This window comes from Brevibacterium sanguinis (assembly GCF_003315415.1).
Taxonomy (GTDB): Bacteria; Actinomycetota; Actinomycetes; order Actinomycetales; family Brevibacteriaceae; genus Brevibacterium; species Brevibacterium celere_A.
Genome location: NZ_QNSB01000003.1, coordinates 359,262 through 381,541, shown reverse-complemented (window position 1 = coordinate 381,541; position 22,280 = coordinate 359,262). Strand labels below are relative to the sequence as shown.

At 61.4% G+C, this 22,280-nt stretch carries 25 protein-coding genes; 1 reads left to right on the top strand and 24 read right to left on the bottom strand.

Going from position 1 to position 22,280, the window contains the following annotated elements; genetic code table 11:
• Nucleotides 1-3: 3 nt before the first annotated feature.
• From DFO65_RS06295 to DFO65_RS06260, 8 genes are all read right to left on the bottom strand, one after another.
• The gene (locus tag DFO65_RS06295) at nt 4-378 is read right to left on the bottom strand and encodes a hypothetical protein (protein WP_113903554.1); all 375 of its coding nucleotides are present in this window, start codon (nt 376-378) and stop codon (nt 4-6) included.
• Nucleotides 371-808, bottom strand: a complete 438-nt coding sequence (locus DFO65_RS06290) for a hypothetical protein (RefSeq protein ID WP_113903553.1) — start codon at nt 806-808, stop codon at nt 371-373. Before DFO65_RS06290 ends, DFO65_RS06295 begins: the two co-directional genes overlap by 8 nt.
• A gap of 67 nt (nt 809-875) precedes the next feature.
• The gene (locus tag DFO65_RS06285) at nt 876-1,610 is read right to left on the bottom strand and encodes a glycerophosphodiester phosphodiesterase (protein ID WP_181778639.1); all 735 of its coding nucleotides are present in this window, start codon (nt 1,608-1,610) and stop codon (nt 876-878) included.
• An 8-nt stretch (nt 1,611-1,618) separates the two neighbouring features.
• Entirely contained in the window at nt 1,619-5,515 is a 3,897-nt protein-coding gene (locus tag DFO65_RS06280; protein WP_113903551.1) for a hypothetical protein, read from the bottom strand.
• A gap of 9 nt (nt 5,516-5,524) precedes the next feature.
• A complete protein-coding gene (locus tag DFO65_RS06275; RefSeq protein WP_113903550.1) occupies nt 5,525-6,640 on the bottom strand; it encodes a hypothetical protein in 1,116 nt (371 codons plus the stop codon).
• On the bottom strand, nt 6,640-7,662 hold the full coding sequence (locus DFO65_RS06270) for a hypothetical protein (protein ID WP_147233283.1): 1,023 nt from the start codon (nt 7,660-7,662) through the stop codon (nt 6,640-6,642). The genes DFO65_RS06275 and DFO65_RS06270 overlap by 1 nt, the downstream gene beginning before the upstream one ends.
• 9 nt (nt 7,663-7,671) lie before the next feature.
• Entirely contained in the window at nt 7,672-8,553 is an 882-nt protein-coding gene (locus DFO65_RS06265; RefSeq protein WP_113903548.1) for a hypothetical protein, read from the bottom strand.
• Nucleotides 8,543-12,208 (bottom strand): aggregation-promoting factor C-terminal-like domain-containing protein, encoded by a 3,666-nt coding sequence (locus DFO65_RS06260; protein WP_113903547.1) that lies wholly within the window; start codon nt 12,206-12,208, stop codon nt 8,543-8,545. Before DFO65_RS06260 ends, DFO65_RS06265 begins: the two co-directional genes overlap by 11 nt.
• Before the next feature lie 181 nt (nt 12,209-12,389).
• Here DFO65_RS06260 and DFO65_RS06255 point away from each other — a divergent pair, with 181 nt between their 5' ends.
• Nucleotides 12,390-12,629: an NINE protein gene (locus DFO65_RS06255; protein ID WP_113903546.1), complete on the top strand. Its 240-nt coding sequence runs from the start codon at nt 12,390-12,392 to the stop codon at nt 12,627-12,629.
• A 34-nt stretch (nt 12,630-12,663) separates the two neighbouring features.
• Here DFO65_RS06255 and DFO65_RS06250 read toward each other — a convergent pair whose 3' ends face one another.
• The 16 genes from DFO65_RS06250 to DFO65_RS06185 form a co-directional block, all read right to left on the bottom strand.
• Nucleotides 12,664-13,053, bottom strand: coding sequence for a hypothetical protein (locus tag DFO65_RS06250; protein ID WP_113903545.1), 390 nt, complete (start codon nt 13,051-13,053; stop codon nt 12,664-12,666).
• Between the two features lie 71 nt (nt 13,054-13,124).
• Nucleotides 13,125-13,454, bottom strand: coding sequence for a hypothetical protein (locus DFO65_RS06245; protein ID WP_113903544.1), 330 nt, complete (start codon nt 13,452-13,454; stop codon nt 13,125-13,127).
• 18 nt (nt 13,455-13,472) lie between these two features.
• The gene (locus tag DFO65_RS06240; RefSeq protein ID WP_113903543.1) at nt 13,473-13,673 is read right to left on the bottom strand and encodes a hypothetical protein; all 201 of its coding nucleotides are present in this window, start codon (nt 13,671-13,673) and stop codon (nt 13,473-13,475) included.
• A gap of 71 nt (nt 13,674-13,744) precedes the next feature.
• Entirely contained in the window at nt 13,745-14,413 is a 669-nt protein-coding gene (locus DFO65_RS06235) for a hypothetical protein (protein ID WP_113903542.1), read from the bottom strand.
• Between the two features lie 60 nt (nt 14,414-14,473).
• Nucleotides 14,474-14,809 (bottom strand): beta-ketoacyl-[acyl-carrier-protein] synthase family protein, encoded by a 336-nt coding sequence (locus tag DFO65_RS06230; protein ID WP_147233282.1) that lies wholly within the window; start codon nt 14,807-14,809, stop codon nt 14,474-14,476.
• A 26-nt stretch (nt 14,810-14,835) separates the two neighbouring features.
• Nucleotides 14,836-15,162 carry a hypothetical protein gene (locus tag DFO65_RS16925; protein ID WP_147233280.1) on the bottom strand — a complete coding sequence of 109 codons (327 nt, stop codon included), beginning with the start codon at nt 15,160-15,162 and terminating at the stop codon, nt 14,836-14,838.
• A complete protein-coding gene (locus DFO65_RS06225; RefSeq protein ID WP_147233278.1) occupies nt 15,162-15,491 on the bottom strand; it encodes a hypothetical protein in 330 nt (109 codons plus the stop codon). Before DFO65_RS06225 ends, DFO65_RS16925 begins: the two co-directional genes overlap by 1 nt.
• The gene (locus tag DFO65_RS06220) at nt 15,488-15,889 is read right to left on the bottom strand and encodes a hypothetical protein (RefSeq protein ID WP_113903539.1); all 402 of its coding nucleotides are present in this window, start codon (nt 15,887-15,889) and stop codon (nt 15,488-15,490) included. The genes DFO65_RS06225 and DFO65_RS06220 overlap by 4 nt, the downstream gene beginning before the upstream one ends.
• Nucleotides 15,890-16,029: 140 nt before the next feature.
• Nucleotides 16,030-17,010 carry a major capsid protein gene (locus DFO65_RS06215; RefSeq protein ID WP_113903538.1) on the bottom strand — a complete coding sequence of 327 codons (981 nt, stop codon included), beginning with the start codon at nt 17,008-17,010 and terminating at the stop codon, nt 16,030-16,032.
• 16 nt (nt 17,011-17,026) lie between these two features.
• Nucleotides 17,027-17,371 carry a hypothetical protein gene (locus tag DFO65_RS06210; RefSeq protein ID WP_113903537.1) on the bottom strand — a complete coding sequence of 115 codons (345 nt, stop codon included), beginning with the start codon at nt 17,369-17,371 and terminating at the stop codon, nt 17,027-17,029.
• A gap of 9 nt (nt 17,372-17,380) precedes the next feature.
• Nucleotides 17,381-17,890, bottom strand: a complete 510-nt coding sequence (locus DFO65_RS06205) for a DUF4355 domain-containing protein (RefSeq protein WP_113903536.1) — start codon at nt 17,888-17,890, stop codon at nt 17,381-17,383.
• Nucleotides 17,890-18,057: a hypothetical protein gene (locus tag DFO65_RS17075; protein WP_181778638.1), complete on the bottom strand. Its 168-nt coding sequence runs from the start codon at nt 18,055-18,057 to the stop codon at nt 17,890-17,892. The genes DFO65_RS06205 and DFO65_RS17075 overlap by 1 nt, the downstream gene beginning before the upstream one ends.
• A gap of 101 nt (nt 18,058-18,158) precedes the next feature.
• A complete protein-coding gene (locus DFO65_RS06200) occupies nt 18,159-18,776 on the bottom strand; it encodes a VG15 protein (RefSeq protein WP_113903535.1) in 618 nt (205 codons plus the stop codon).
• Nucleotides 18,777-18,928: 152 nt separating this feature from the next.
• Nucleotides 18,929-20,323: a phage portal protein gene (locus DFO65_RS06195; protein ID WP_113903534.1), complete on the bottom strand. Its 1,395-nt coding sequence runs from the start codon at nt 20,321-20,323 to the stop codon at nt 18,929-18,931.
• 8 nt (nt 20,324-20,331) lie between these two features.
• A complete protein-coding gene (locus DFO65_RS06190) occupies nt 20,332-21,858 on the bottom strand; it encodes a hypothetical protein (protein WP_147233276.1) in 1,527 nt (508 codons plus the stop codon).
• Entirely contained in the window at nt 21,806-22,222 is a 417-nt protein-coding gene (locus tag DFO65_RS06185) for a hypothetical protein (RefSeq protein WP_113903532.1), read from the bottom strand. The genes DFO65_RS06190 and DFO65_RS06185 overlap by 53 nt, the downstream gene beginning before the upstream one ends.
• Nucleotides 22,223-22,280 lie beyond the last annotated feature (58 nt).

Below are 22,280 nucleotides of genomic sequence, written 5' to 3'. Positions count from 1 at the left end.
GGGCTACGGGGCGTCGAGTGAGACGGGTTCGGGCGGCTCTGGCGGTTCGAGACCGTGTGCCCGGATGAAGTCGATGAGGCGGTACACATACCTGCGGAGCGCCCAATCGCTGACCTGCAGCTTGCGGATCTGCTCCCCCTGGGATTCGATCTTCGCGTCCTGCGCGGCGACCCTGGCCTCGAGTGCGCTGATCTTCGCGTCTGTCCGAGCCAGCTGCTCCTGGTAGTCGTCGATGAGGTTGTCCCTGGACTGCAGCTTGAGCTGGTCCTGCTGCACCCGGTTCGTGTCGCGGTTGGAGCGGCGGGTGAGGACCACACCCAGGTAGGTGGCGCCGACGCCGAGGAGACCGACGATTATGGTGGGGAGCCAATCAATCATCCTCACCCCCTCCGGTCAGTCCCACCTCCGGTGGGTCGATCAGTCGGACCACCACCAGGCAGGCGACGGCCTGCACGAGGTATCCGGCCGCGGCGTACCAGCCGAGGCCCGCGAAGCCTTGCGCACCCCAGGACACGGTGTAGGAGGTGGCCCAGAGTGCTGACATGACGGCGATGGGGATGAGTGGGATGACGTAGTGTCGGGTGACTGCCCCGCCGATCGCGTAGAGTCCCACCGCCAGCCATGCCCACCCCCACCAGTGGAGGGGCAGCACGTCGGTGATGAAACCCAAGCCGGGGCGGAGGGTGTCCATGCCCATGAGGATGAGACCCCGCAGTGCCGTATACAGGCCGAGGGTGAACACGAACACCTGTTTCGGTCCGGGGGAAGCGCGGCCGTGGGTGGCCCAGCGGATGAGTCGGTCAGGCATTGGGGCCTCCTGAGGGTACGACTAGGAGGGGTTACCTTGGAAGGCAACCCCTAGTAAGTGGGTGGGTTCAGCGCGGGTCGTTGACCATGTAACCGTCGAGGCCACGGTCGTGCGCCGCGTACTGCGCGGTGGTGACCTCATTACCCCACGCCCACACTTTCGCGCCCTGTTCGTGCGCTCTGCTGATGAGGTCGGGGGTGATGTTGAGAGTCTGCACGCCCACGGAGTGGATGCCGGGGATGAGCTGCACGGTGGAGTAGTCCCCGAGCTGCAGCACGTGGAGGCCGGATTTCACGAGCCGCTTCACTGTGGCAGGGTCGAACGACTGTGCGATCACCTGCTGACGGTGCGGCCACACGGCTTCGATGAACGCGTTGACGAGCGCGGGGTCTTTCACCTCGATGACGAGCACCGTGTCCGTGCCCCCGTACTCAGTGAGGAGGTCGTTGAGGGTCGCGGCGGGTGCGGAGGTACCTCCGGTGGGGCTCTTGATCCTGAGAGCTGACCATTGTGCCGGGGTCATGTCGGCGACGCGGCCCGTCTCGCCGTTCGCGCTGATCTGGTCCACGGTGTCGTAGTGAGCGAGCACGAGCGTCCCATCCTTGAGTGCCCGCACGTCCGTCTCCAACGCGACACCGGGGCGGGCGGCGAGCGCGGCACGGAACGCAGTCATGGTGTTCTGCGGCCATACGTGCGACCCACCCCGGTGGGCGGCGAGGATGGGGTACTCGGCGTCAACGACGGGGCCGCTGGGTTTCGGGGCGCATGCGATTCCCGCGACGGTGGCGAGGATAAGGGACATGAGCACTCCTACAACTTGTAGTAACCGCACCTGTCGAGTGATACCCATGTCCTGTCGCCGCTCCCTCTGTACACACGAAATTGGGTCGGTGCGGCCTCGGGGCGGAACTCGCACCTCGTCACCGCGTCGATCCCGTTGACTGCGTTCGTCGTCACCCTATCCTGGCACGCCTGGGCGGGAATCGTGGCTGCGGGCAGTGTGAACAGGTCCGCCGAGAATCCGGTGATGTTGCCCGTGATCGCTCCACGCCACTCTACCTTTCCGTCCGGCCACACCCGGTAGGCGGGCGCGAAACCGAACGCCGCCGCCGTGAAACCGCTGGCGAAAGAGGTGATAGGAACCCAGGCTGGAACCGCCGATGACGTCATGGTCCCGTCCGGGTTGAACGTCAGCGGACCCCATGTTCCGGACCCGTCGCCGCGGACCACGAACCCGCCGAACGTCGATTTCACCTCGGCGGGCGTCGCGGCGGGGAACGTGTTCTCGGCTGGCGGGGCTGGGGTGGTCATGGCGAACGCCGCCGCGCTGGGCGCCAGACGGTACTTCGTGTTCAACGCCACTTCCACCTGGTGCAGCGCGGAGGGCGTCGGCTCCGTGGCGGACTGGCCCCAGTAGATGCGTGCCCCAGTCGCCCCCTGCGGGGCATCCGGGATCGACACCATCAGACCCGACCGGCGCGGCCACTGGAACTCCGCGACCGGTCCCACCCGAGTCTCATGCCCCGACCCATCCGTGTACGTGTAGCTGAGCCACCAGGGGTTGGTTTTGTTGCCGTGCTGCGCAGACTCGTAGCGGGTGATGACCCCCGAATCGTCGATGGTCCAGAACCTCGCCCCGTCCCAGCACAGCCCCTGAATGGAACCGAGTGCTGAGACGGTAAGGTCCGCGCCCGCCCACGTCCCGTCCGGGTTGAACACCTCGAGCTTCTGATTCGACTTCTTCCCGACCACGGCATACGTGGTGCCCCAGTCGGCGGCCCCCAGGTAGATGCCCGCAATGTCGGATTTGGTGCGGTCACTGCTGTTGGAGTGCTCGCTGATGAGCGCACCAGTGGTGGGATTGAATTTCCTCCACCTGAGCGCACCGAGGTCGTCGCACTGCGCGATGATGATGTTGGTGCCGTCTGTGCCGATGCCGGGACGGTACACGAGGCGGTTGGTGTCGGACCATCCGATCTGCGTGTACTCCCACTCCCCAACGTAGGCGCCGGTCGTCTCGTAGATGCGGACGAATGCCTTGTAGCGTAGGCCGGTCGACCAGTTGCTGTCGCCCTCGGATTTCTGGCCCAGGAGGTAGAGTCGGGTGCCGATCGCGGTGAGCCCGAACGACGCCCAGTATCTATTCGTCATTGGGATAGTCGCGGTCACATTGCCCGTGGCCGGGTCGATACCCTCCACTCGGTCACCCGCGTCAGTACCGGACACGTCCACGTACCGCCAGAACTTCCCATCCGCCCAGGCGAGACCGTACGGGGTCTCATCCTGACCGAGGGCGGGTGGGTGGACCTGCTCGTACCACGGCGAGATCGAGGCGGGTGAGGCCGGATCGGTGACGCCCGACCCGATGGTGAGCGACCCACCACCGGATTCGACAGTGGTGGCGGACCGTAGGGACACGTCACCGATCGCGGTCAGGGACCGAGCGGTGAAATCGGCATCGACGAACGCTTGGTCGCTGTCGGTGGGGAAGAATGCGCGCAACGAATCGTCGGAGCGGTGCGACTTGAAACCGCCGGGGTCGAGGACGATACGTGCACCGGTCCGACCCGTCTGGATGGTGGGCGCGGTGATGACTTTGCCGTCAATCGCATCCGCCGCGATCTGCTCAGCCCGCACGAGCACGAACTGCCCGAGTTTCGCCCACAGTTCCTCGGACGCGACGATCTTCGGGGCGGTCACGGACTCGTCGAGGATCGCGTTGGAGCCGATGAACTGCTCGGCCATAGCCATGCTAGCCACCACCACGTCGGTGAAGAGCTTCTGGATCGTCGCCTGGTCCATTGTGCCCGTACCCGCGACCAGGTTGCCGACCTCGAGTTCGATGAACTGCGCGGTGTCGGCGGCGATCTGCTCAGCTACCACCGTGCTCAAGGACGACGTGCCGGTGACGAACAGGTTCTTGATATCCGCCTGCTGGATCGAGGCAGTGGACGCGGCAATCTTCTGCACCACAGCCTCAGCGATCGCGGCGACACCCGCTTTGAGGTTGGACACGTTCATCACGTCAGCGGCCAGATGCGGAGTCTGGATGCCCTCCGGCTCTATGAACGTGCCTCCGACAGCGAGGGCGAGTTCAGCACCCACCCAGTGCGTTTCCCCCGGCTGATTGGTTCGCATGCGAGGGATGATGTACGCCGCATCATCAGGCAAGGTGATGCTGATGCTCAGAGTTTGAGGCTGGGCGGTGAGACGGATAGCGGGTGTTCGGACCTCACCGCCATACGTGGTGTCGGCTTTGTACCAGACCAGGGCGAGCTTCGCATCGAGGTTCGCCACGTCCGTGTACCCGCGCACCCGGAACGTCCACGTGCCCCCGGAAACTGCGAACCGGTCCGACACTCCCCCCGTGAACGGTGCGGGGGCCAGTCGGAGGATGAACCGCTCAACGCCAGGGTCAGCGGTGGTGCGGTTGTGCAGCAGGTGGTTGGGGACGCCACGAGTGGAGTCCGGGGCACCGATGGTAAGTGTTCCGGCACCGAACGACGAGTCATTCGAGTGTGGTGCGACACCCGCCCCGGAGAGGACTTGCGCCCAGGGGATGATGTTGCGCCCCGCACCGACGAGCACCTTGTCAGCGGCGATCGCCCCAGCTCGGATACGGTTCGCCACATCGAGGAACCCGGTGTTGATGCTCGCGGCATCCACGTTGACGAGGACCGACCCGTCCGTGGTGTGCTTCACCCACACGTTGCCGTTCCACCGCCACTCACCGATCTTCCGCCCACCCGAACCGAACGAGGACACTTTCACCCACGTCGCATCCAGCGGACCAGTGAACACCACTGGCGGGTCGGACAGGGACCATGTGAGCTTCTTGTCGATCGAGGTGATGAGAGACGCTTCCACCGTGTCGATCTCCGACATGGCCGCGTCGATAGCCTGCTGACGGGCGGTGCTGATCTGACCGGGGATTCCATCGAGTTCCTGCTCGGCGGCAGTGATCTTGCCCTCAGCCGTGACCAGTCGCCCCTCGGCCGCATCCAAATCCTGCCGGAGCGCCGGGAGGGTTGTGGAGTCCAGTTCGGTCAGGGTGGTGCGCAGAGACGACAGTTCCGCATCCGCCGCATCCAACTTCTCGCCGAGGGTTTCCTGACCCTCCACCAGCATGGCGCGGGCGTTGTCGATCCGGGTTTGCGCGGCATCGATCTCCGCGAGCACAATATCCCCATACCCCGGAACCTCCACCGTGACAGGGTCGGACGGGGCAGACATTTTCCCCGCCTGCGACCACGCCACCAGGCAGACAGTCCAGGGGCCCTTCTCGACACCGATGGTGACCTCGCCACCGGAAGCCGCGACCACGGACCCGCGAGCAGTCGCCCGCGACGGAATGAACGCCGGGTCTGTCGATGCGTGGATCTCGGTGCGCGACCAATCAGCGTTCGCCACCAGGGCATCAACGAACCCACCGTCCCAGCGGACAATGAGGGCGCCATGATCCATGGATACCTCGGGAGTCGTCGGCGTGGCAGGAGTGGGGCCAGAGATGACGTTGATCGTGTTCGAGCCGTCATCCTGCCCACCGACAATCGCCGCAACACTACCGTCAGGGTTCTTGAACGTGACGTTCCCGCCGTCCTCGACGGATGTGTAGTCCAGCTGCGGACCGCGACGAGAAACAACCTCACGCTTGAGATTCGCGAGCTCTTTCGCCAGTCGTTTCAGTTCACGCTCAGCAGCAGACATACAGTCCTCCTAGACTTTTTGCAGGGTCAGACTCATCTGGTCCTTGTCGCAGTCCCACCGCTCGGTGACGATGCGGCACCACATGTCCTGCCGCCCCAACCAACCGGCAGGGATGGTGACGAGCACTTCATCCCCGAGTTCCCACGTCCCGAACCTTGCGAGACCGTGATCAATGACAGTGATTTCCGTGATGTCGGGGTCGCCCATGCGGTATTTGAGTTCGGATGCGGCGAGCTTCTCCGCAGCCGAGTTGGAGCGTTTCGATTTATCCGCGATCACCACGGCACGACGCAGACGGTCGGTGACTCGAGTGGCGGTGCCTTTGCGCATCTTGGACGACTCCCCTGAGCCGAGACACAACACCTCGTTCGCGTAGTCCTCACCCGCGCGGTCAATGTTCGGGTGACTGATAACGTTCACGCCGACAACGAATCTCGCTTTACGGCGGACACCGATTTTTGGGGTGCCGATGCGCAGGAACGACGTGAACGAGTTCCGGTCGTCCGCCCAGGCATGTTCCATCCGGTAGTCGAACGGCGTGTACTCTGCGAGGTCGTCGATCTCTTTCCCGCAGTCGTCGGTTTTCCACCAGGCGAGCACATACGGTCCCGCCTCGAACTCCACCGACTCACCCTCCGATGTTTCGAACGACACGTCGCGTTCCTCAGTGCCGATCGTGGCCGAGGAAGTAGTGTCATCCACCGCCACACCCAAATCCCCTTGGGGTCGGGATTGCAGGTGGTCCCAGATTTTGCGCACCATGTCAATCGGATCAACCCGGATGCCTTTGAACTCGTCCACGAACGGCAGCCCTGTCGGGTAGCCGGCGAAGCCGATACCGTCGATGGTCATCACCTGCTCATCGACCGGGGAATCCCGGACGATCGACACACCCTGAATAACCCCGTCGCGTTCGGAGACGATGACCGACTTCCAGTTGGCAATCAGAGTTTCCCCGTCCCGCATCAAGCGGGGGATCTCCGGCTGCAACGACCCACCAAACACGGACGGGCCAGACAGGTCACGAGTGACCGTCGCACCAGTGATCGGGATATCCCAGGCAACAGGGGTGATCTGCCCGTCACCGACCGCCTGAAACAGGTGGTGTTTCCAGCCGCGTTTCATCAGTTAAAGCCCTGCCAGTTGGCGGGTTCCTGCGTAAACTCGAGCTTCATCCCGAGCCCACTCATGGAATCCATTGAGGCCGTCGAGGTTTGCGCGGAGGTGCTAGACGAGTTCGCACCCTTGAAGATGAACTGAATTGTCTTGCCGCGGTACTTCGCCGGGATTGCCCCAACGTCCATGAGCATCCAATTGGTGCGCATGGTTGCGGAGTTCTCCGGCTGGTCCCACATGAACTTCTGAGTCGCGTACTCGTAGTCCTGTGACCCCGGCCACGTTCCTGCACGCCACTCGTCGCCGTACTCAACCCAAAACGAACCCCAACCGCGCTTCGCGCCGTCGTAACGCACGCTCATCCACCGGGCATCGATGATGACACTCCGCGCCCACTCTGGGACAAGGACCGTGCCGCCGTTGTTGTACCCGCCACCGCCGGGGAAATACTCACCCCGAGGCTCACGGGCAAGGAGAGCGTTGGCGGCCGTGCCATCGGCCGCGACACGAGGGCGGGCGAGGGTGCGGGGTTTGCGTTGCGGCTGCGCGAGCTTGCGCATGTCCGTGATCATTGCCCCAGTAATCGTCGCCGTAGATGCCGGGACGACGACCTTCGCCAGGTACTCTGTCGGCTTCGTGACGAGAGTGCTCGAGATGCACCGCAGAAACGAGTAAGGGCCGGCGAGTTTGTCCGCCGGAGTTGGCCCACCGAACTGTGGATCTTCGATCTGCGCGACGATGTACCAGGTTTTCGCGCCAGTCGAATCCGATGCCGGAACGGACACCAGAGTCTCCGTCGCATTGCGGAACGAATAAGTTTGCCCCGCGCCGCCCGTGTAGACGTTCTCAATGAGAGCCCCACCGGGAGCGACACGCACCTGACCAGACGGTGTGGGGGTAGCCTGCACCAGGAGAGAATCAGGATGACTCACACCCGCGGCGCCGGTCACTGAATCATGGAGGGACTGCCGTGCAACATCAGCCGAATGTTTCGCGCCGTGAACGGCCCAAGGAACTGGATCAACTGCCATGTGTGCCTCCTAGAAGCCGTTGACGGCATCCGACCACGACACATCCACGGATGCGGTGTTGGTCGAATCCCTGCCCGAAAACACGACCTCCTGAGCACCAGGAGCGAGTCGGGCCGAAAGGTCAGATTGGTAAGTGAGGGTGTCCGCAAACGACGCACCATCGGATTCCCGAGTGACAGTGTTCGCGAGAGTGTCCACGATGATCGTCTGGTCGTAGGGGATCGTGGTTTCGAGACCGATCTCCCACCCGCCGACAGTCGAAGTCACAGCCGGGTCGATCACCGGGCCGTGAAACGCGACCCGGAACGGGACGGGGACGAGGGAGTCGTTGACGATCTGCCCCTGCCGTTGCGTCTGCTCCCCCTCGAAGAAGAACGGGGCAATGGCAGGGAACTCGAGCCCCAGTGATTGGTTGGGTAGGATTGAGATGTGGATGTTGTTCGAGAAGCCGTTCAGGTCGAAAATGAGATCCGTCAGAGGGACGAACTCGAGGGTTGCGCCCTGACCCCCCGCCCTGTACCCGGCAGTGCCGAGCTCAGGCGTGAACTTTCTCGGGCGACCGTAGATCACGCCCTCAACGCCCTCGAGGACCAGTTTCAGGTACGTGTACGCGCCCGGATCGTCACGATGCTCAGACCACCGCCACGCGGCAGCCAAGCCCCGCAGGTTCTCGCGAGCCTCAGCCGCTGTGCCGGCGGTGGAATGGGCGGTGATGATCACGGTTCCCGGGTTCGCGTAATCGCGACCGAAAATCCTGCCATCACCGCCCGGACGGTCCACGTCCTGCGTCCGCCAATCCAGCGTCCCGAGGTCAAGTTTCCGGGCGAAGAAATCGTCATTGACGGAGAACCTGTACCCGTTCATCTCGGCCCAGAAAACCTCACCGGCCATACTTGCCTCCCGAGAATTGGCGGTTCATCTCGTACCGCAGATCGGAGATGATCTTGTCGTCGGACTGACGGCCATCGATGTGGAAGTGGAAGATCGGCGCACCCCCACCAGACAGCATCGAAAGCTGGTCCTGCGTGAACACCGCCTCCGGCTTCCCGGTCGCGTTGAGGACAGTGGTGAGTCCCGGCTGCAACCATCCGCCCGTGTCGTACAGGGTCGGGTTCACTGCACCGCCGTCCTTGTAGTAACGGTGGGACTGCCAGAACGCCATCGCTTTACCGAGACCCCCGTAACGATCGTCGGTGTATTTCACGATCGCGTCGAGCTGGTCCCACACGCCGAACTTCGACATGGGGGCCGAACCAAGGTACTGGCGAGATGTCGCATTGATGAACTGGCCCAAACCACTAGCCGTGGATCGAGGATTTTTCGCTTTCGGATTCCACGAGGATTCGTGACCAACGATGAAATCGAGAGCCTTCCACCGTGCACCGTCAAGCGGCCAGCCCTTCGAGGTTGCCCACGCCATGCCCTTGCCGCGGGCAATTCCCTTGCCCACATATTCGGTGGTGAAGTCGGCGACATCCCCAGCCCAGTCAACGAACTTCGAAATGTTGTCCGTGATCCATTTGATGGGCATTTCGATGATCTTCTTCGCGCCGGACCCGATGAGGCCACCGAACGGGGAATCACCAACGCCCGCCGCAACTTTCTCGATAAGATCCTTGAACGGTTGAGTGATGAAATCGAGGGACAAACCGCCCTCGCCACCGCCACCAGATCCGACTTTTCCTCCACCGGAAGTGTCGAAATGCGCGTGATTAAAATGCCCGGCAGCTCGCCAGATAACTCCGATTCCCTTGAACAGGGACCGGAATTCCGGCATCCACTTATCGAAGAACCTTTTCTCAGTGGCGTTCTCTCCACCCGGACCATAATTAGCGTCGAACGCCTGACCCGAGTAATGGAGCGAGTTGGGCGAATGTCGCCCAACTCTCTGACCCCACGCCCCGAATTCTGTGATCCTTGCGCCCTTGGCCTGCCACCAGCGGGCAGCATCCGACAGGGTGCCGCCAGACGCGAAACCGGGGACAAGGCTGCCCCGCAAGGCGGCACGGCGCATGGCGTAAATAGCACCATGACCGCCAGCAGCGCGGACCTCTTTCGCAGTCCACACATGCTCGTTGCGGGACAGTCGTGCAGGAATCGAGTCGGAGGTTTCCGTCCCCGGTCCCCACACCTTGCCGCCCGATGCGAAACCGAGTTTGATTTTGTCAACCTCGTCCGCGCCGAACTTCTTGGCGATCGTGTTCCAGCCGCCAATGATTCCGTCGTTGATGATCTTGTTGATGACGAACTCAACCGGTTTACGTGCAACCTCTTTGAGTTTGTCCCACGCTTTACCGATCGCGTCAGTACCAGATTCAAACGCTTTCGGGACAGTGTTCTTGATCGCGTCCTTGAGTGGCGTGAAAATCTTGTCACGAATGAACGTCCACACCGTGTCAATCGCGGATTTGATACCATTCCACGCTGGCGTGATGATCGTGTCTTTGAACCATGTGAAAATTGGTGCAAGAGTATCCCGAACGTACGCGATCATAGGAGCGAGGATGTACGTTTTGATGAACGTCCACGCCGTGTTGATCGCGGTTTTAATGCCCTCCCAGACCGGTTTGATGATCGTGTTATACAACCATGTGAAAATGGGCGCGAGAACATCGCGGACGAACGTGACAATCGCCTGGAAAATGATCTTCGCAATCGCCCAGAACACTTGGATCGCGCTCTTGATGAACTGGAACGCGATCTTCACGATCTGCCAAAGGAAGTTGAACACAGGCGCGAGGACTGTGCGCACGAACGTCACCACGGCACGGAAAATCGCGGAGGCGATCGACCAGAAGACTGCTATCGCAATCCTGATGCCGGTAAACACGGGCAGGATGATGTTGCGGTACAGCCAGCTGAAAATCGTTCCCAGCGCGTTGATGACGGCCTGGATGACTGGCGCAACATAGGTTTGGAACCACGCCACCACAGCAGCAACTGCGATTTTGATGCCGTTCCATACCGGGACGAGAACGTTCTGCCACAACCACACGAACGCGGGGGCGAGAATGTTCTGCACGAACCACACGAGGCCCGTGATCACGGCGGTCACGATCTTGATTGCCGTCACCAGGATCACGGACAGGACGTTGATGAGAACCCGAATGATCGGCATCAAGAAATTGATCGCCGTCACCAGGATCGTACCCACGATCTGTGCGAGGAACGCCACGATCGTTCCGACCAGTCGGATGATCGGAGCCAGAGCCATGAACAGGCCCATCAGCGGCGGAAGCAGAGACATGACGAGGCCCATCACGATGTTCGTGATCGGTATGAGAGCGGTGAACAGGCTAGTGAAAACCTGGATGACAACCTGAATGATGGGCGCCATGGTCTGCAGCACGACAGAGAGGATCGGCCCGAGCATCTGCGCCAGCATCACAACCAGCGGAATCACCGCGCCCAGAACGTTGAAGAACGCTTGCCCGAGGACGTTAAGGATCTGCCCCCAAAGAGGCATGATCGCTTGGAGTGCAGTCGACAGCGCCCCGCCGATGGTGCCTGCGATCTGCCCAAACGCCTGCGCAAGAATGGGAAGTGACGGCTGCAGGATCTTGAAGGCCGCGCCCAGCGGGGAGAGATTAGACCACAACTCGCCCGCTGCAGGAGCCATCGCCATGAACCCATCGACGAGGGGTTTGAACACGGCACCGACGGCCGCCCAGTCAATGCCGTTCAGCCAATCACCAAAAGCGGCCATGACCGGCCGGAGAGCGAGCTCAATGGAATCAAGGAGCGCGGTCAGTTGACCGATACCGCCCTTCGCTCCATCCATAAACGGAGACAGCAGGGTTCCGCCGAGACGACCCATGGCCGCACCAAGGTTGCTCATTGCCCCGGAGAATGTCTCCCCGGAGCGCTGAGCGGCACCTCCGACCAGATCCTCCATGACGGTCGCGAAATCCTGGAACGAGACCTTCCCCTCGGAGACCATTTTCGAGGCCTCTTCGCGGGACACGTTGTAGTGGTCTGCGAGGGCGGGGAGGATGCCGATCTGACGCTCGAGAAGCTGCGCCATAACTTCGCCGTCGAGCTTCCCCTTCGCGGCGACCTTGCCGAAAATCGCGCCCATTTCGTCAAGGGTCGAACCACCGATGAACGCCGCATCCGCGACGAGCGTCAGGGAGTCGGTCATCTGCTGACCGGCTTTCACGCCAGCACCGGAGAGGATCGCCGCGACACCAGCCGCCTCATCCAGGCCGAACGCCGTCCCCTTGACAGCCTTCGTGGCCGAGTCCATCAGGGAGGCAATGGATTCCGCAGAATGGCCGAGGCCGCGAAGCTTGGCCTCCGCAGTGTCAATAGCCTCGAGGCGGCCGAAACCTTTAGTGAGGGCCGTTCCGAATGCGGCACCAATACCAACCGCGGCACCAACCGCACCAGCCTTGGCTACAGCCCCGAGCCCCTTGGAGAACCGCCCGCCAGACCTCTTCCCAGTCTGGTCGAACTCGGATTCGACGCCCTGCAGGCCCTTCTTCGTTTCCTTGTGGATGCCTCTGAGGTCCGGGATGATCTCGACGTACGCTTTACCAATAGCCATGGAACCTCCCGGCAGCAGTGGCGCGTCAGGTCGCCGGACGTATAAGGTTGTGATCGCCGTCCCTTACTGGCGGCTCACCCCCGGTCGCTCTCGGCGTCCGGGGGTGTTACATGTTCGTGACCCGCTTCGGGGTAAAGGGGACTACTCTTGGAGAGTCCGCAAAGCTAGTAAGGAGCTTGAAATGTCAAATGGCTATGGCCCGGCCCTACCGCCGAAAGACGGGGGGATTGCCCTGGTTCTCGCCCTCGTTGGTTTCGTCGCGATCGCAGGGTTGCAGTACTTCTATATCGGCAAGATCGGCAAGGGAGTTTTGTTCCTACTGACCGTCGGATTCCTGGGAGTCGGCACCCTGTATTCGTGCTTCACCATCCAGGGCGAGACGAAACAGATCAACGCTCAACGCGCAGTCGGGATCTCCTGAGAAAAGCGGCCAGCAATGATGCTGGCCGCTTTCCTTATGACGCCCACGGCGTGAAGCGTTCGATGATGGAATTCGCCCGAGCGTTCCGCCTCGATGCGCGCTCAGCCTCGATCGCCGAGCGGAGCTTCGGGAGAGGTCGAGGTTTCCGTTTCGACTTCTTCCCCCGCAACTGCTGATCGGCGCGAACCGCGAGCTCATCCAATAGCCGTTCGAGGCGTTGCACAGCGATGATGACGGGACTGTACTCGTCGATCTCCCACTCGAACTCCGGGGTCGGGTCACCGTTCTTCTCGGCCTCTTCCTCCCGGTCGACGATCGCTTTCGCAACCTCGGGATCGTTGAGGACCGCTTTACGGTAACGGGAGTTGCGGGGCAGCCCGTCCAGGAGGTCAAGGATTCGGACCCCCTGGCGGGTGCGCCACATCTGGTGCAGATCGACTCCGTAAACCTGCTGGAAGTCCGCCCTAATCTCGGCGCGGAATCTTCCGCACTGGTTTAGGAGTCGTCGGATTCCCCCGGCTCACCGACAAGCGCAGTCATCACCGGGACGAGCTTGTCACCGATCGCCTTCACCTGCCAGACAGAAGGTTTCTTCGCCCAAAAATCCTTCGCCTGGTCGCCCAGGAGAAGATCAATGACGGGGCGAGGAGAGTCCGTCTGATGGTAGGCGGTCATCGCCTTCTCCATCGCGTCGAAGGAGAGTTCCGCGAGATCCACGGTCTCGAAGTTCTTCCCCCGGAATGGGAACCGATACGGCCGCGCCTCCTCGGGGAGGTCGAGCTTGTCGAGGCTGAAATCGATCTGAACGGAGTCGTTCTTTGCCATGTCAGGTGTTTCCTTTCGTTACTTCTCTTCGGTGTACCCGTGCGCCTGCAGCTGGTAAGCCTCAGACGGGATCGTGGTGGTGATGGTGTGATCGCCCTTCCGCAAGACGAATCGCCTGGACGAATGAACCTTCTCCGGCTGAGCCGACCGGTTCTCAGCGACGGTCGGGGTGACGACAAGGGTGCCCTTGTCGTGTGTCTCTTCGGGGGTCTTTGGCATGACATCTCCTAGCCAGGTGTGAGGTGAGTCCGGGCCGTGCGTACACCTGACGAAACGCACGGCCCAGACAATCAGGGAGTCGGCGTGTAGGCAGGGAAGCCCATATCCTCGAGCGCCTTGATCGCGCCGGGACCGCCGATGAAGTTGCGCACCGAGTACCCCAGAACAGGGTCAGGGAACGCCGTGTAGGTGAGTTCGTACTGCAGTGCGTCCGACGCGGACCACGACATGTCACCAATCTCAGTGACCTTGCAGTACGGGTACTCTTTGATGAGGAACCACTCCTGGTCGCCGGCCCCATCAGAACCGATGTTGACCATGCGGACATGCTTCTGCACCGGCAGTTCCGGCTCAATGAACTCGATCTCACCGTTCGCGCCAGGAGTGATGCCGGACAGGTCCACGCCGAGCGCCTGCTCGAGGGTTTCCTTCCGGGTCTCGAGGAACGTCGCCTGCATCGTCCGCTGAGCGGAAGTGATGTCGATGCGGACCGGGGACGTGTAACCGTGCCCCTCAACCTCTTCCGAATCCTGGTCGGCGGCGAAATTGTAGCCGTCGTCCTTGCCGACGATACCCATCGGCAGGAACCCGACCGGCGCAGCGGCGAGAGCCCCACCAGTGGTGAAGTAGGTCTCGGGGAGAGTGGTGGTCAGCGGAGCAATGAAGCTCACACTGTTGAGAATCTTGCGGATCAGAGACGCATTGTGCGCTCCGTTTTTCAGCTCGGCCATAGTGGCCATGGATGCCTCCTGAAAGGAAAAGGCACCCCAGAAAAGGAGTGCCTGAGAAGAATTTGCGGATCAGATGCAGCGAGTGTCAACGAACACGCTGGACGTGTACATGACCACCTGCTCCGTGTACGGGATTTCCCGCAGGTTCGTTTCACGCCTCACACTGTCGATCATCCCCACACTGGTTTGGTGAGGGGCGTTCATGAGGTGGGCCTCGATAGTGCGGGCGAGATCCTCACAGTCATTCATGTCCTGGTGGTAGTACTCGAGCTGGACACGGTGAGTCGCCAGATAGTCGCCGTCGTTCTGCTCGGCTTTGACGAGGATCGCGGGAAGATGCTCCTGAAAATCTGATTGCAGACGGGAATACGCGATGCCGGGCTGAAGACTTTCGATGATCTCCACGAGAGCTTTCCGCACATTAGGGTGAATCATGTGATCTCCATCCCGTCAATGGCCTGGATCGCGGAATACAGGGCACGCGATTTGCCGCCGAAAATGCGTTCCAAACGGTGATCGTTGTACACTATCGCACCCGCTCGCTTTTCACCAGTCGTCGCCATGGTCACGTCTGCCCGTTCCGTTCCGAATGAGTTCCGGTACGATGTGGCCTGCCGGGCTGATGCGCTCGGGAGCGGAACTGCGCGAGCCGCTGCTTCCACGGCTTTACCCGCCTGATAGCAGGCGTTGCCCACACCATCAGACTGTGCAAGCTCACGGACACCGTTGCGGTTGGGGGTGTATTTGAGTTTCCCCATCACGCACCTTTCGACAGCTCAGTGACAGAACCGGCCTTCTCCCCCGTGTAAGGGTTAAGCCAGTTCTGCGGGTCACCCACGACTGTCCATTCGCCGCCGAACGGATCGGGGAGGATCACACGATCGGTTTCCCGAAAGTCCACCCCGAATGGGCCGAACAGTTCGCCTTTCGTGTGCACATCAGTGCGGTACTGGTTGTTCTCAGACGTAACACCGGGCGCGAAAGCGAATCCGGTCAAATCGGTCCTAGTCTCAGGAACGCGCGTCCCGTCCTTGCCGATATAACCGCCCCGGATGCGGGTGACCGTGAGGGAGTGCTGAAATCTCACGGCCACCCCTTAGGGATCGTGGAAATCGTGAAAGCCTTCTTCGTCATCGTCCGCCCGGACAGTGCAACCCGGTCAGCGTCCGACAAATACAGCTCCCCCGGCTCATCCCCACCGTGGGTGATGGTGGACCCGACGGCGAACGGGCCGGTCGTGGACGAGGTGGTGCGTATCCCTTCCGGGTTGCGGAAGAAACGGATTACCACCCCAGCAACAATGCGCCGCACAGTCTCCACGCGGAGATTCCCTGCCGCGATGCGGTCCCCAATATCCGGGTATCCGGTGAGCACCAGATCCTCAGCGTCTGTGATTTTCGTTTCGATCTGAGCGTCAGTGCCAGGGAAATCGCCGGGAAGAACCCAACGGTCCTTCACGTCACTTGGAGTCACCCACTGGCCCATCAGGATCTCCCTTCCGGTGGCGTGCCGGGGCGAGGAGACGAGAATCAACCTTCACCCCGGCAGGCACGGTGTCACCGGCCATCAGAATCTTCCCCGCGACCATGACCGACCCCTCAAGGTCGTTCCTGATCTTCGGCATATCAGAGCACGGTCGCGGCGAGAGTCAGATCCGGGTTGCCGAGGATCGGCAGGGCGATCGCGTTCGCCCGAATCCACTTCACGTTCGGATCATCCTGGTCGTAAGCGCCAACCACGAGACCCGGCAGCTCGACGTTCGCCGGCATCTTGTACCGAGGATCGGTCGCCTCAACGGTCGTACCCCACGGGGTAGCACCCGCACCGTTGGTCGACGCGAGGACTGCCACGTTATCCGGGATCAGACGGCGGCCAGCGAACTGTCGATCGTTGACGGTGATCGGAGGGAACCCATTGCCGACGAGGATTTCGCTGGCGTTCGACTGCGTGAACACGGGACCAGGATTGGTCAGGCCCGCATAGATCGCCTTCGTCAGTGCGACAGCGGCCTTCCGCGACATGATCAGACGATCAGGGGCTTCCCCGTTCGCGTCAGAGTATGCGGTCACCCACTGCTCAATGTCGCTCAGAGGATCGGGGCTCGCGCCTCCCCACGGGTTCGCGGCAGTGACAGTGAAATCGGCACGTCGCCCGAAGTCGACCGTCTGCTTGAACTCGTTCTCGTTGATCGCGAGACGGCCGGTGGCGAGCGCTTCACCGCGGAGGAGTGCAACGCGGTTCACGGTCGCCTTCGCCACCTCAGCGGCCTTCCGCTCCGCAGCGGCCTGAACGGTCTCAGGAGAGTTGCGAGCAGACTTGCGGATCTGCTCATACTCACCAAACAGTTTCTTCAGGCCAACCGGGGCGAGCTTCGCAATGCGAGTTCCCTCCCCCGCCTGGTCGCCGATCGGCGTTTCAGTGTCGAAGGCGCGGTACTCAGCGACCTCATTGAGGCGCTCACCCTGGTTCCATTCGAACACAACGTCATCGACGCCGACGTTCGGGAAAATGTCGGCAAGGAGCCCGTCGCCGTCGTAGCGGTCGACGATCTCGCGGGCGAACACGGTCAGTGTCGCGGGCTTGATAATGTCATCCCAAAGAGCCATTTTCTGCACCTACCTTTCAGGAGTCCGAGACGAACGCGAACCGACCCTTGTCGGTAGGCGGGGTGAAAGCGACCGGGAGGCGGTCGACGCGGATACGACCACGATCAAGAATCGCGGTGGGGGTGTCACGGCCCTCACGGATCGCGGTGTCGTGGAGGACGAAACCGGCGAGAGTGTTCGTCGCGGAGTCGTAGGCGACGTACTCGCCTGCAACCTCGGCGACGGGAGTGCCGGAACGGACAACGCCCGTGAACCCCGCCAGGGTTCCAGTTCGGGCGGTAGCAACACCTTCACGCGATCCGAGCCAGGACAGCTTGGAACCGGTGACAGGAGTGCCATCGTAAGGCTGAAGATCAACCATGGATTTCTCCTAAATTTTGTACTTGGCAGCTCTTTCTTTCGCGAGCTGAATATCGTCAGCGGAAGCAGTGGGGTCGCCGGTGCCAGCGGTGGGAACATAGCCTCGAGGGGAAAGCTTTTCGAGGTCCGAGAGGAACTCGTCAGCCGACTTCTTGAGCTCTTCCTCGGTGTCGCCGGTCAAATACCGGGACGGGACGCCCTTGGTGGATGCGATTCGCTCCACCAGAACAGCGCGTTCTGCCTCGGTCTTGGCTCTCTCGATTTCCTCGGCGCGTTTCTCAGCGGCTTCGGCGCGTGCGATCGCTTTCTCGAGGTCCGACTGATTAGCGGCCTCGATTTCATCGAGTTTCGCGGCCCGAGCCTTGATTTCGTCATAGTCGGAGTATTTGGCACGTTCCCGAGCCAGACGTTCCTGGACGATTCGGTTCAGGTCGTCCTGCGATTCGATCGGCTTGAACTCCGGCTTCGCTTCCGTTTTGTCTCCCGCAACTGCGGTATCGTCCACGTTCAAGTCACCCATTACAGACCTCCCATCCGAGGGGCACCAAGGATCGTGTCGGTGCCGCCCGCTTCCACCTCGAAAGCCCTCCGGGTGAACCAGATCGCATCGTCAGGAGAAAACCCCTGATCCTGAAGCTCCTTGTAGAAGTCGGCGTAGGTCTCAGCTAATGATTTTGACTCGGACATGACTTTCCTTTCCCCTGCAGGCGGCAGGTGCGCATAAGACCGCCCATAACGGAGGGCGTTAACCGCATTGGCGGGAGACCCGCGCAAAGACATTGGGGAGGCTACAACTCGCCTCGGAGATAGGTTTCGTACAGACCCTTCACGTCATACGGAAGGTCGTCATCGGATTTCGCGACAGTGGGGTCGCACCGGCAGTCATCGTGGAAGTCGTTGCCCTCACCGCCCGCGGAACGTTCCGTGGCATACACGGCACCTCGAGAGGACAGCATGAGACACCACTTGCACGCCCCAGCCTCAGGAACCCGCGCATAACCCCATCCGGGAGCGGATCGAGTGGATTCGTACACCGTGGAGCGGCCGTATTGGAGCATGTGCCTCGACCCCGAGGTGAGGAAACCGTTCAGCGCACCATTCGGGTTGTTGTCGTACAATCCCCCGGCGAAGAACCTCACCGATGCCTGCACCGCCTCGTCCGGGATCGGTTCAGCAAGAACCGCACTAAGCCCGGTAAGCCCCTCAAAGTACTCGGCCCCAACAACGGCGGCAGCTCCCCCATACCGCCCCACAAGGGATGGCGTTGCTTCGAGAAACGCATCCCGGATCGTGTCAGGAGATGAACCCTTGACGCGAGACCATAAAATCCTGATATCGCGTTTCAGGAACCGTTCGAGCTCTTCCTGTGCGAGGCGGAAACGGACGACATCACTTTTCGTTGCCACCCGAATCCTCCTCGGCCTCACGAATCGTCACCGGTTGTCCTGGGTAGAACTCCATTGGCGGCAAGCCCGCGGCTTCCACTGCCGAATCAGGTTTCACACCGGCACGGATCAACGTGCCGAACGCCGTGATCCTCTTCGCCAACTCGTCTACGTCACTCTCGGGGGGGGGTATCTGGGGTTTCGGCCTGACCGACCAGCCGTTCGATCACGCTCGAGCCCGCAGCCCTGCGGTTCTCCTCGGCAATGCGGCGAGCATCCTCGGCGGTGATCGGCAGCTGCGCCAAAGTGGCCTCAGTGCCGGGTTGGAAATTCCCCGACCCGACCTGCTGTGCCACGAACTGCGACTGCTCCACCACACTCTTGTAGCGGGGGTCCACCCATCGGGCTTTCAAGCCCCTCAGGTCTTTCCGCGCCGCTTCGTCAAGGTCACCGTGGCGGAGTGTGAGAACATCCAGCGCCAACTGTTCGCGCCCCGCCCCGAGGAACGGGAACTGGTTCCGTGTGACACGCACAAGATCAATCTCATGCGCCTCCACAGCCTCAGCAGAGGTGGGGTTGGAATCCTGCATCACACCCAGATACGAGAGGGGGATAGTCGTTTCCCCAGACACCATCTGCGCTATCGTGCGCAACTGATCCGAATGTGGTTGCATCGACATTTGCGGGAGACTGTGAAGCTCAACCCGGCTCCGCTCCCCAGTGATCTCGTCCTCTTCATCCGGGACAGCCCACACGGAACCCATGATCGCGGCCCATGCTGGACGGATGTTCCCGTCCTGATCCATGAACACTGACTCATCGGCCCCCAGCGCGGCAAGGCGCGGGGCGGAATAGAACTCAGCCGAGACTTCCTGCCGGAGTAGAACCCTCACCGCCCCATCCGTGAACCCCATCAGAGGTCGAGTGACAGCGGAACTACCGAACGGCTTCTCCACCGACCACCCGTAAACATAAGGGGTGCACAGGACTCGTTTCGTGCCGGTCGGATACGCAGCGAGAACGCGCCAATCCCCACTGGTTCGCTCGCACTCCACGACTGAACCAGGTTTGTAAAAGTTCAGGCGCGTGTTGTCCAGAATTTCAACCGCATACTTGGTCTGCCTCGATCGAGGGTCAACGATCGCGGAGGCACTTAGCGCCGTTCGCACAGTCATAAGCTCAGCCGGCTCACCAACCGACTCGTCACCTCGAGTGGTGAACACGAACGACACGCCATGCTTCACCGCCGCGTCAATAGCCAGCCGCTCAACGACTTCCCCCTGATTTGAGAAGAACACGTCATCGAGGTCATCCATGAGGGGTGTTTCAACCCTGGCCGAGAACCCGTCAGGGACCAGCCGAGACGACTTCACTTCACACGTTTTGCGCGGCCACCCCACCGCCAGCTGCAGAGACTCCATCCCCGGGGGAATGGAGAACCCCATCTTCGTCAGAACCCGCTCACCCTCCACATACTCCGAGCGGAGCTCATTACGTGCTTTCCGGTCAGCGATTCTTCGCCAGAGAGTCTCAACAACCTTACGGTCGTCCTCTTTCAGGGAAACCATGACACCTCCTAGGCGAACACAGACCCGCGTCGGCGAGGCTTCTTCTCAGTCGGACGGCGCTTCTGAGCACCAAGAGCGGCAAGGACCGTGGCCACCAGCGGGGAAATATCGGACACGGTGGACTGACGAGTCAGCTTCCACAGGTTGTCCCCGAGGAACTTCTTCTTCGCCGCATCCACCGCAGCGTTCAATTCCGGCTGCGACGAGTGAGCCACAAGGCTCTGCTCGGTCAGATCGAACAGTGTGCCGCACGCGGCCGCATATTCTCGGTCGCCCACGAAAACCACGCGAACGCGGTGGCGGCGAAACTCTTCAACTAGGGCTTGAGCTGCACCGGAACCGAGGGCGAACACGCCCGCTCGAGACCCTTTCGCGGCCTGCCGTTCAACCATCGCCCGGATGGTCTCAGCCACCCACTCGGTCCCATCGCGGCGGTCAACAACCTCCACAAAGAAGGTGTTATCCGGGCGAGTGCCGCAAGCGACAATGGACGCTGAACTGCGATCGGGGGGAATGTCTACAGCGAACGTGACTGTCGTGAACGACTGGTCAATGAGCTCCCCATTAACGCGGGCTTGCACCATGACCTCATCGGCGCACGCATGCCAGTTGGGGAAAACCACTTCCCCTTCAACCTTCGACCAGATGCCTTGACGTTCGCGGCGGAACTCTTCCTCACCGTCCGCGGTTTTCCCAAGATCCTCGAGCTCTTCCCGAACGAACTCCTCGGTGATGAGAATCCCGAGCGACGGATTCGCCTCATACCAGGAATCCACGTCACCGATTTCAGCATCATCGTCGGCGGACCATTCGAAATACGCCAGTCTCTCGGCTTCGGCCGCCTTGCCCTGGTCTCGTAGCGAAAGGAGATACTCGGAAGTCACTTTCCCGGCAGAGGACGTGTACCACTCCTGCGGGTTTCCATGCATGGACTTCGCGGCCATCGTCGGCTTCAAAGCACCCATTTCGGCGGCAGTCAGCGCATACGCCTCGTCGTAAATCACCACGTCACCGGAGAACCCGCGCCCAGCATCACCGGAGCGAGTCGCGTACTGGATAGAACGACCGTTCCGCAAATAGATGCCGGGGTTGTTGCCAACCTTGAAACCGTCAATATCGCGAATCGACTGATCCGGCCCCTCATACCCTTCGACGAGTTTCATCAGGTCCGGGCAAGATTTCATCCGGTTCATCAACGAAGTCATCGAGTTCTTCGAGGTGCGAAACTGGTGGGCTGTGTGAGTGATCAGTTCCTCACCGAACAGGAACAGTCCAGCGAGCTCACGAGCCTCCAGGATCGCGTTCTTCCCGTTCTGCCGAGGCACCACCAAACCGACACGAGACGCCGACCACTTACCGTCTTTACGCTCACCCAAAGCCCCCCGGAGGACACGCTCCTGCCAGGGGTGCATGATCAGGCCAACGGCAGCGGCGAGATCGATCGCATCATCCCCCGCCGACGTGTGCCAGAGAGGGACATGTTCAATTCGCGGAACCTGCGATCCGGTTCTTCCGACGTTCGGCGAGCTGGTCAAGAACGCTCACCTCCGTCTTGCCGTCCAGTTTGCGAATCCGCTCCACCAGCTCCTCGCGACGTTTAGTCAACGGAGCAATAGACCCAGCAGGAGTCAACGGGTTCTTCAAAGTGGCCTCGATGATCCCGAGGTTCTCTCGAGCGACAGTCAGCGGATCAGTCTCAGGGCCAGAAGCAGGACTCGGATCAGTGCCAGCCGGGACCAGCTTCAACCGAGCCTCCCCCGCCTCGAGCTTCTTCTTCCGATCGCGGGACGACTTCTGATCCCTCATTGCCTGCTTGCACGGCTCACACGCATCCTCGCCGGCCTTCCGATGCCGGAGGTAAGCGGCGAAAGTGCCACACGGAAGCAGCTCGCGAACCATGAGCACCTCCTAGACGATAGAGCCGAGACTTCGGTCTAGACGAAGGTTTAGACCGTGT

Excerpts from the sequence above, each read along its gene's own strand:
- DFO65_RS06290 (WP_113903553.1), bottom strand. The coding sequence starts at position 808 with ATGCCTGACCGACTCATCCGCTGGGCCACCCACGGCCGCGCTTCCCCC.
- DFO65_RS06215 (WP_113903538.1), bottom strand. The coding sequence starts at position 17,010 with ATGGCTCTTTGGGATGACATTATCAAGCCCGCGACACTGACCGTGTTC.
- DFO65_RS16925 (WP_147233280.1), bottom strand. The coding sequence starts at position 15,162 with ATGGGGAAACTCAAATACACCCCCAACCGCAACGGTGTCCGTGAGCTT.
- DFO65_RS06235 (WP_113903542.1), bottom strand. The coding sequence starts at position 14,413 with ATGGCCACTATGGCCGAGCTGAAAAACGGAGCGCACAATGCGTCTCTG.
- DFO65_RS06185 (WP_113903532.1), bottom strand. The coding sequence starts at position 22,222 with ATGGTTCGCGAGCTGCTTCCGTGTGGCACTTTCGCCGCTTACCTCCGG.
- DFO65_RS06255 (WP_113903546.1), top strand. The coding sequence starts at position 12,390 with ATGTCAAATGGCTATGGCCCGGCCCTACCGCCGAAAGACGGGGGGATT.
- DFO65_RS06245 (WP_113903544.1), bottom strand. The coding sequence starts at position 13,454 with ATGGCAAAGAACGACTCCGTTCAGATCGATTTCAGCCTCGACAAGCTC.
- DFO65_RS06280 (WP_113903551.1), bottom strand. The coding sequence starts at position 5,515 with ATGTCTGCTGCTGAGCGTGAACTGAAACGACTGGCGAAAGAGCTCGCG.
- DFO65_RS06210 (WP_113903537.1), bottom strand. The coding sequence starts at position 17,371 with ATGGTTGATCTTCAGCCTTACGATGGCACTCCTGTCACCGGTTCCAAG.
- DFO65_RS06265 (WP_113903548.1), bottom strand. The coding sequence starts at position 8,553 with ATGGCCGGTGAGGTTTTCTGGGCCGAGATGAACGGGTACAGGTTCTCC.
- DFO65_RS06275 (WP_113903550.1), bottom strand. The coding sequence starts at position 6,640 with ATGAAACGCGGCTGGAAACACCACCTGTTTCAGGCGGTCGGTGACGGG.
- DFO65_RS17075 (WP_181778638.1), bottom strand. The coding sequence starts at position 18,057 with ATGTCCGAGTCAAAATCATTAGCTGAGACCTACGCCGACTTCTACAAG.
- DFO65_RS06295 (WP_113903554.1), bottom strand. The coding sequence starts at position 378 with ATGATTGATTGGCTCCCCACCATAATCGTCGGTCTCCTCGGCGTCGGC.
- DFO65_RS06220 (WP_113903539.1), bottom strand. The coding sequence starts at position 15,889 with ATGGGCCAGTGGGTGACTCCAAGTGACGTGAAGGACCGTTGGGTTCTT.
- DFO65_RS06205 (WP_113903536.1), bottom strand. The coding sequence starts at position 17,890 with ATGGGTGACTTGAACGTGGACGATACCGCAGTTGCGGGAGACAAAACG.
- DFO65_RS06260 (WP_113903547.1), bottom strand. The coding sequence starts at position 12,208 with ATGGCTATTGGTAAAGCGTACGTCGAGATCATCCCGGACCTCAGAGGC.
- DFO65_RS06270 (WP_147233283.1), bottom strand. The coding sequence starts at position 7,662 with ATGGCAGTTGATCCAGTTCCTTGGGCCGTTCACGGCGCGAAACATTCG.
- DFO65_RS06240 (WP_113903543.1), bottom strand. The coding sequence starts at position 13,673 with ATGCCAAAGACCCCCGAAGAGACACACGACAAGGGCACCCTTGTCGTC.
- DFO65_RS06195 (WP_113903534.1), bottom strand. The coding sequence starts at position 20,323 with ATGGTTTCCCTGAAAGAGGACGACCGTAAGGTTGTTGAGACTCTCTGG.
- DFO65_RS06250 (WP_113903545.1), bottom strand. The coding sequence starts at position 13,053 with ATGTGGCGCACCCGCCAGGGGGTCCGAATCCTTGACCTCCTGGACGGG.
- DFO65_RS06285 (WP_181778639.1), bottom strand. The coding sequence starts at position 1,610 with ATGTCCCTTATCCTCGCCACCGTCGCGGGAATCGCATGCGCCCCGAAA.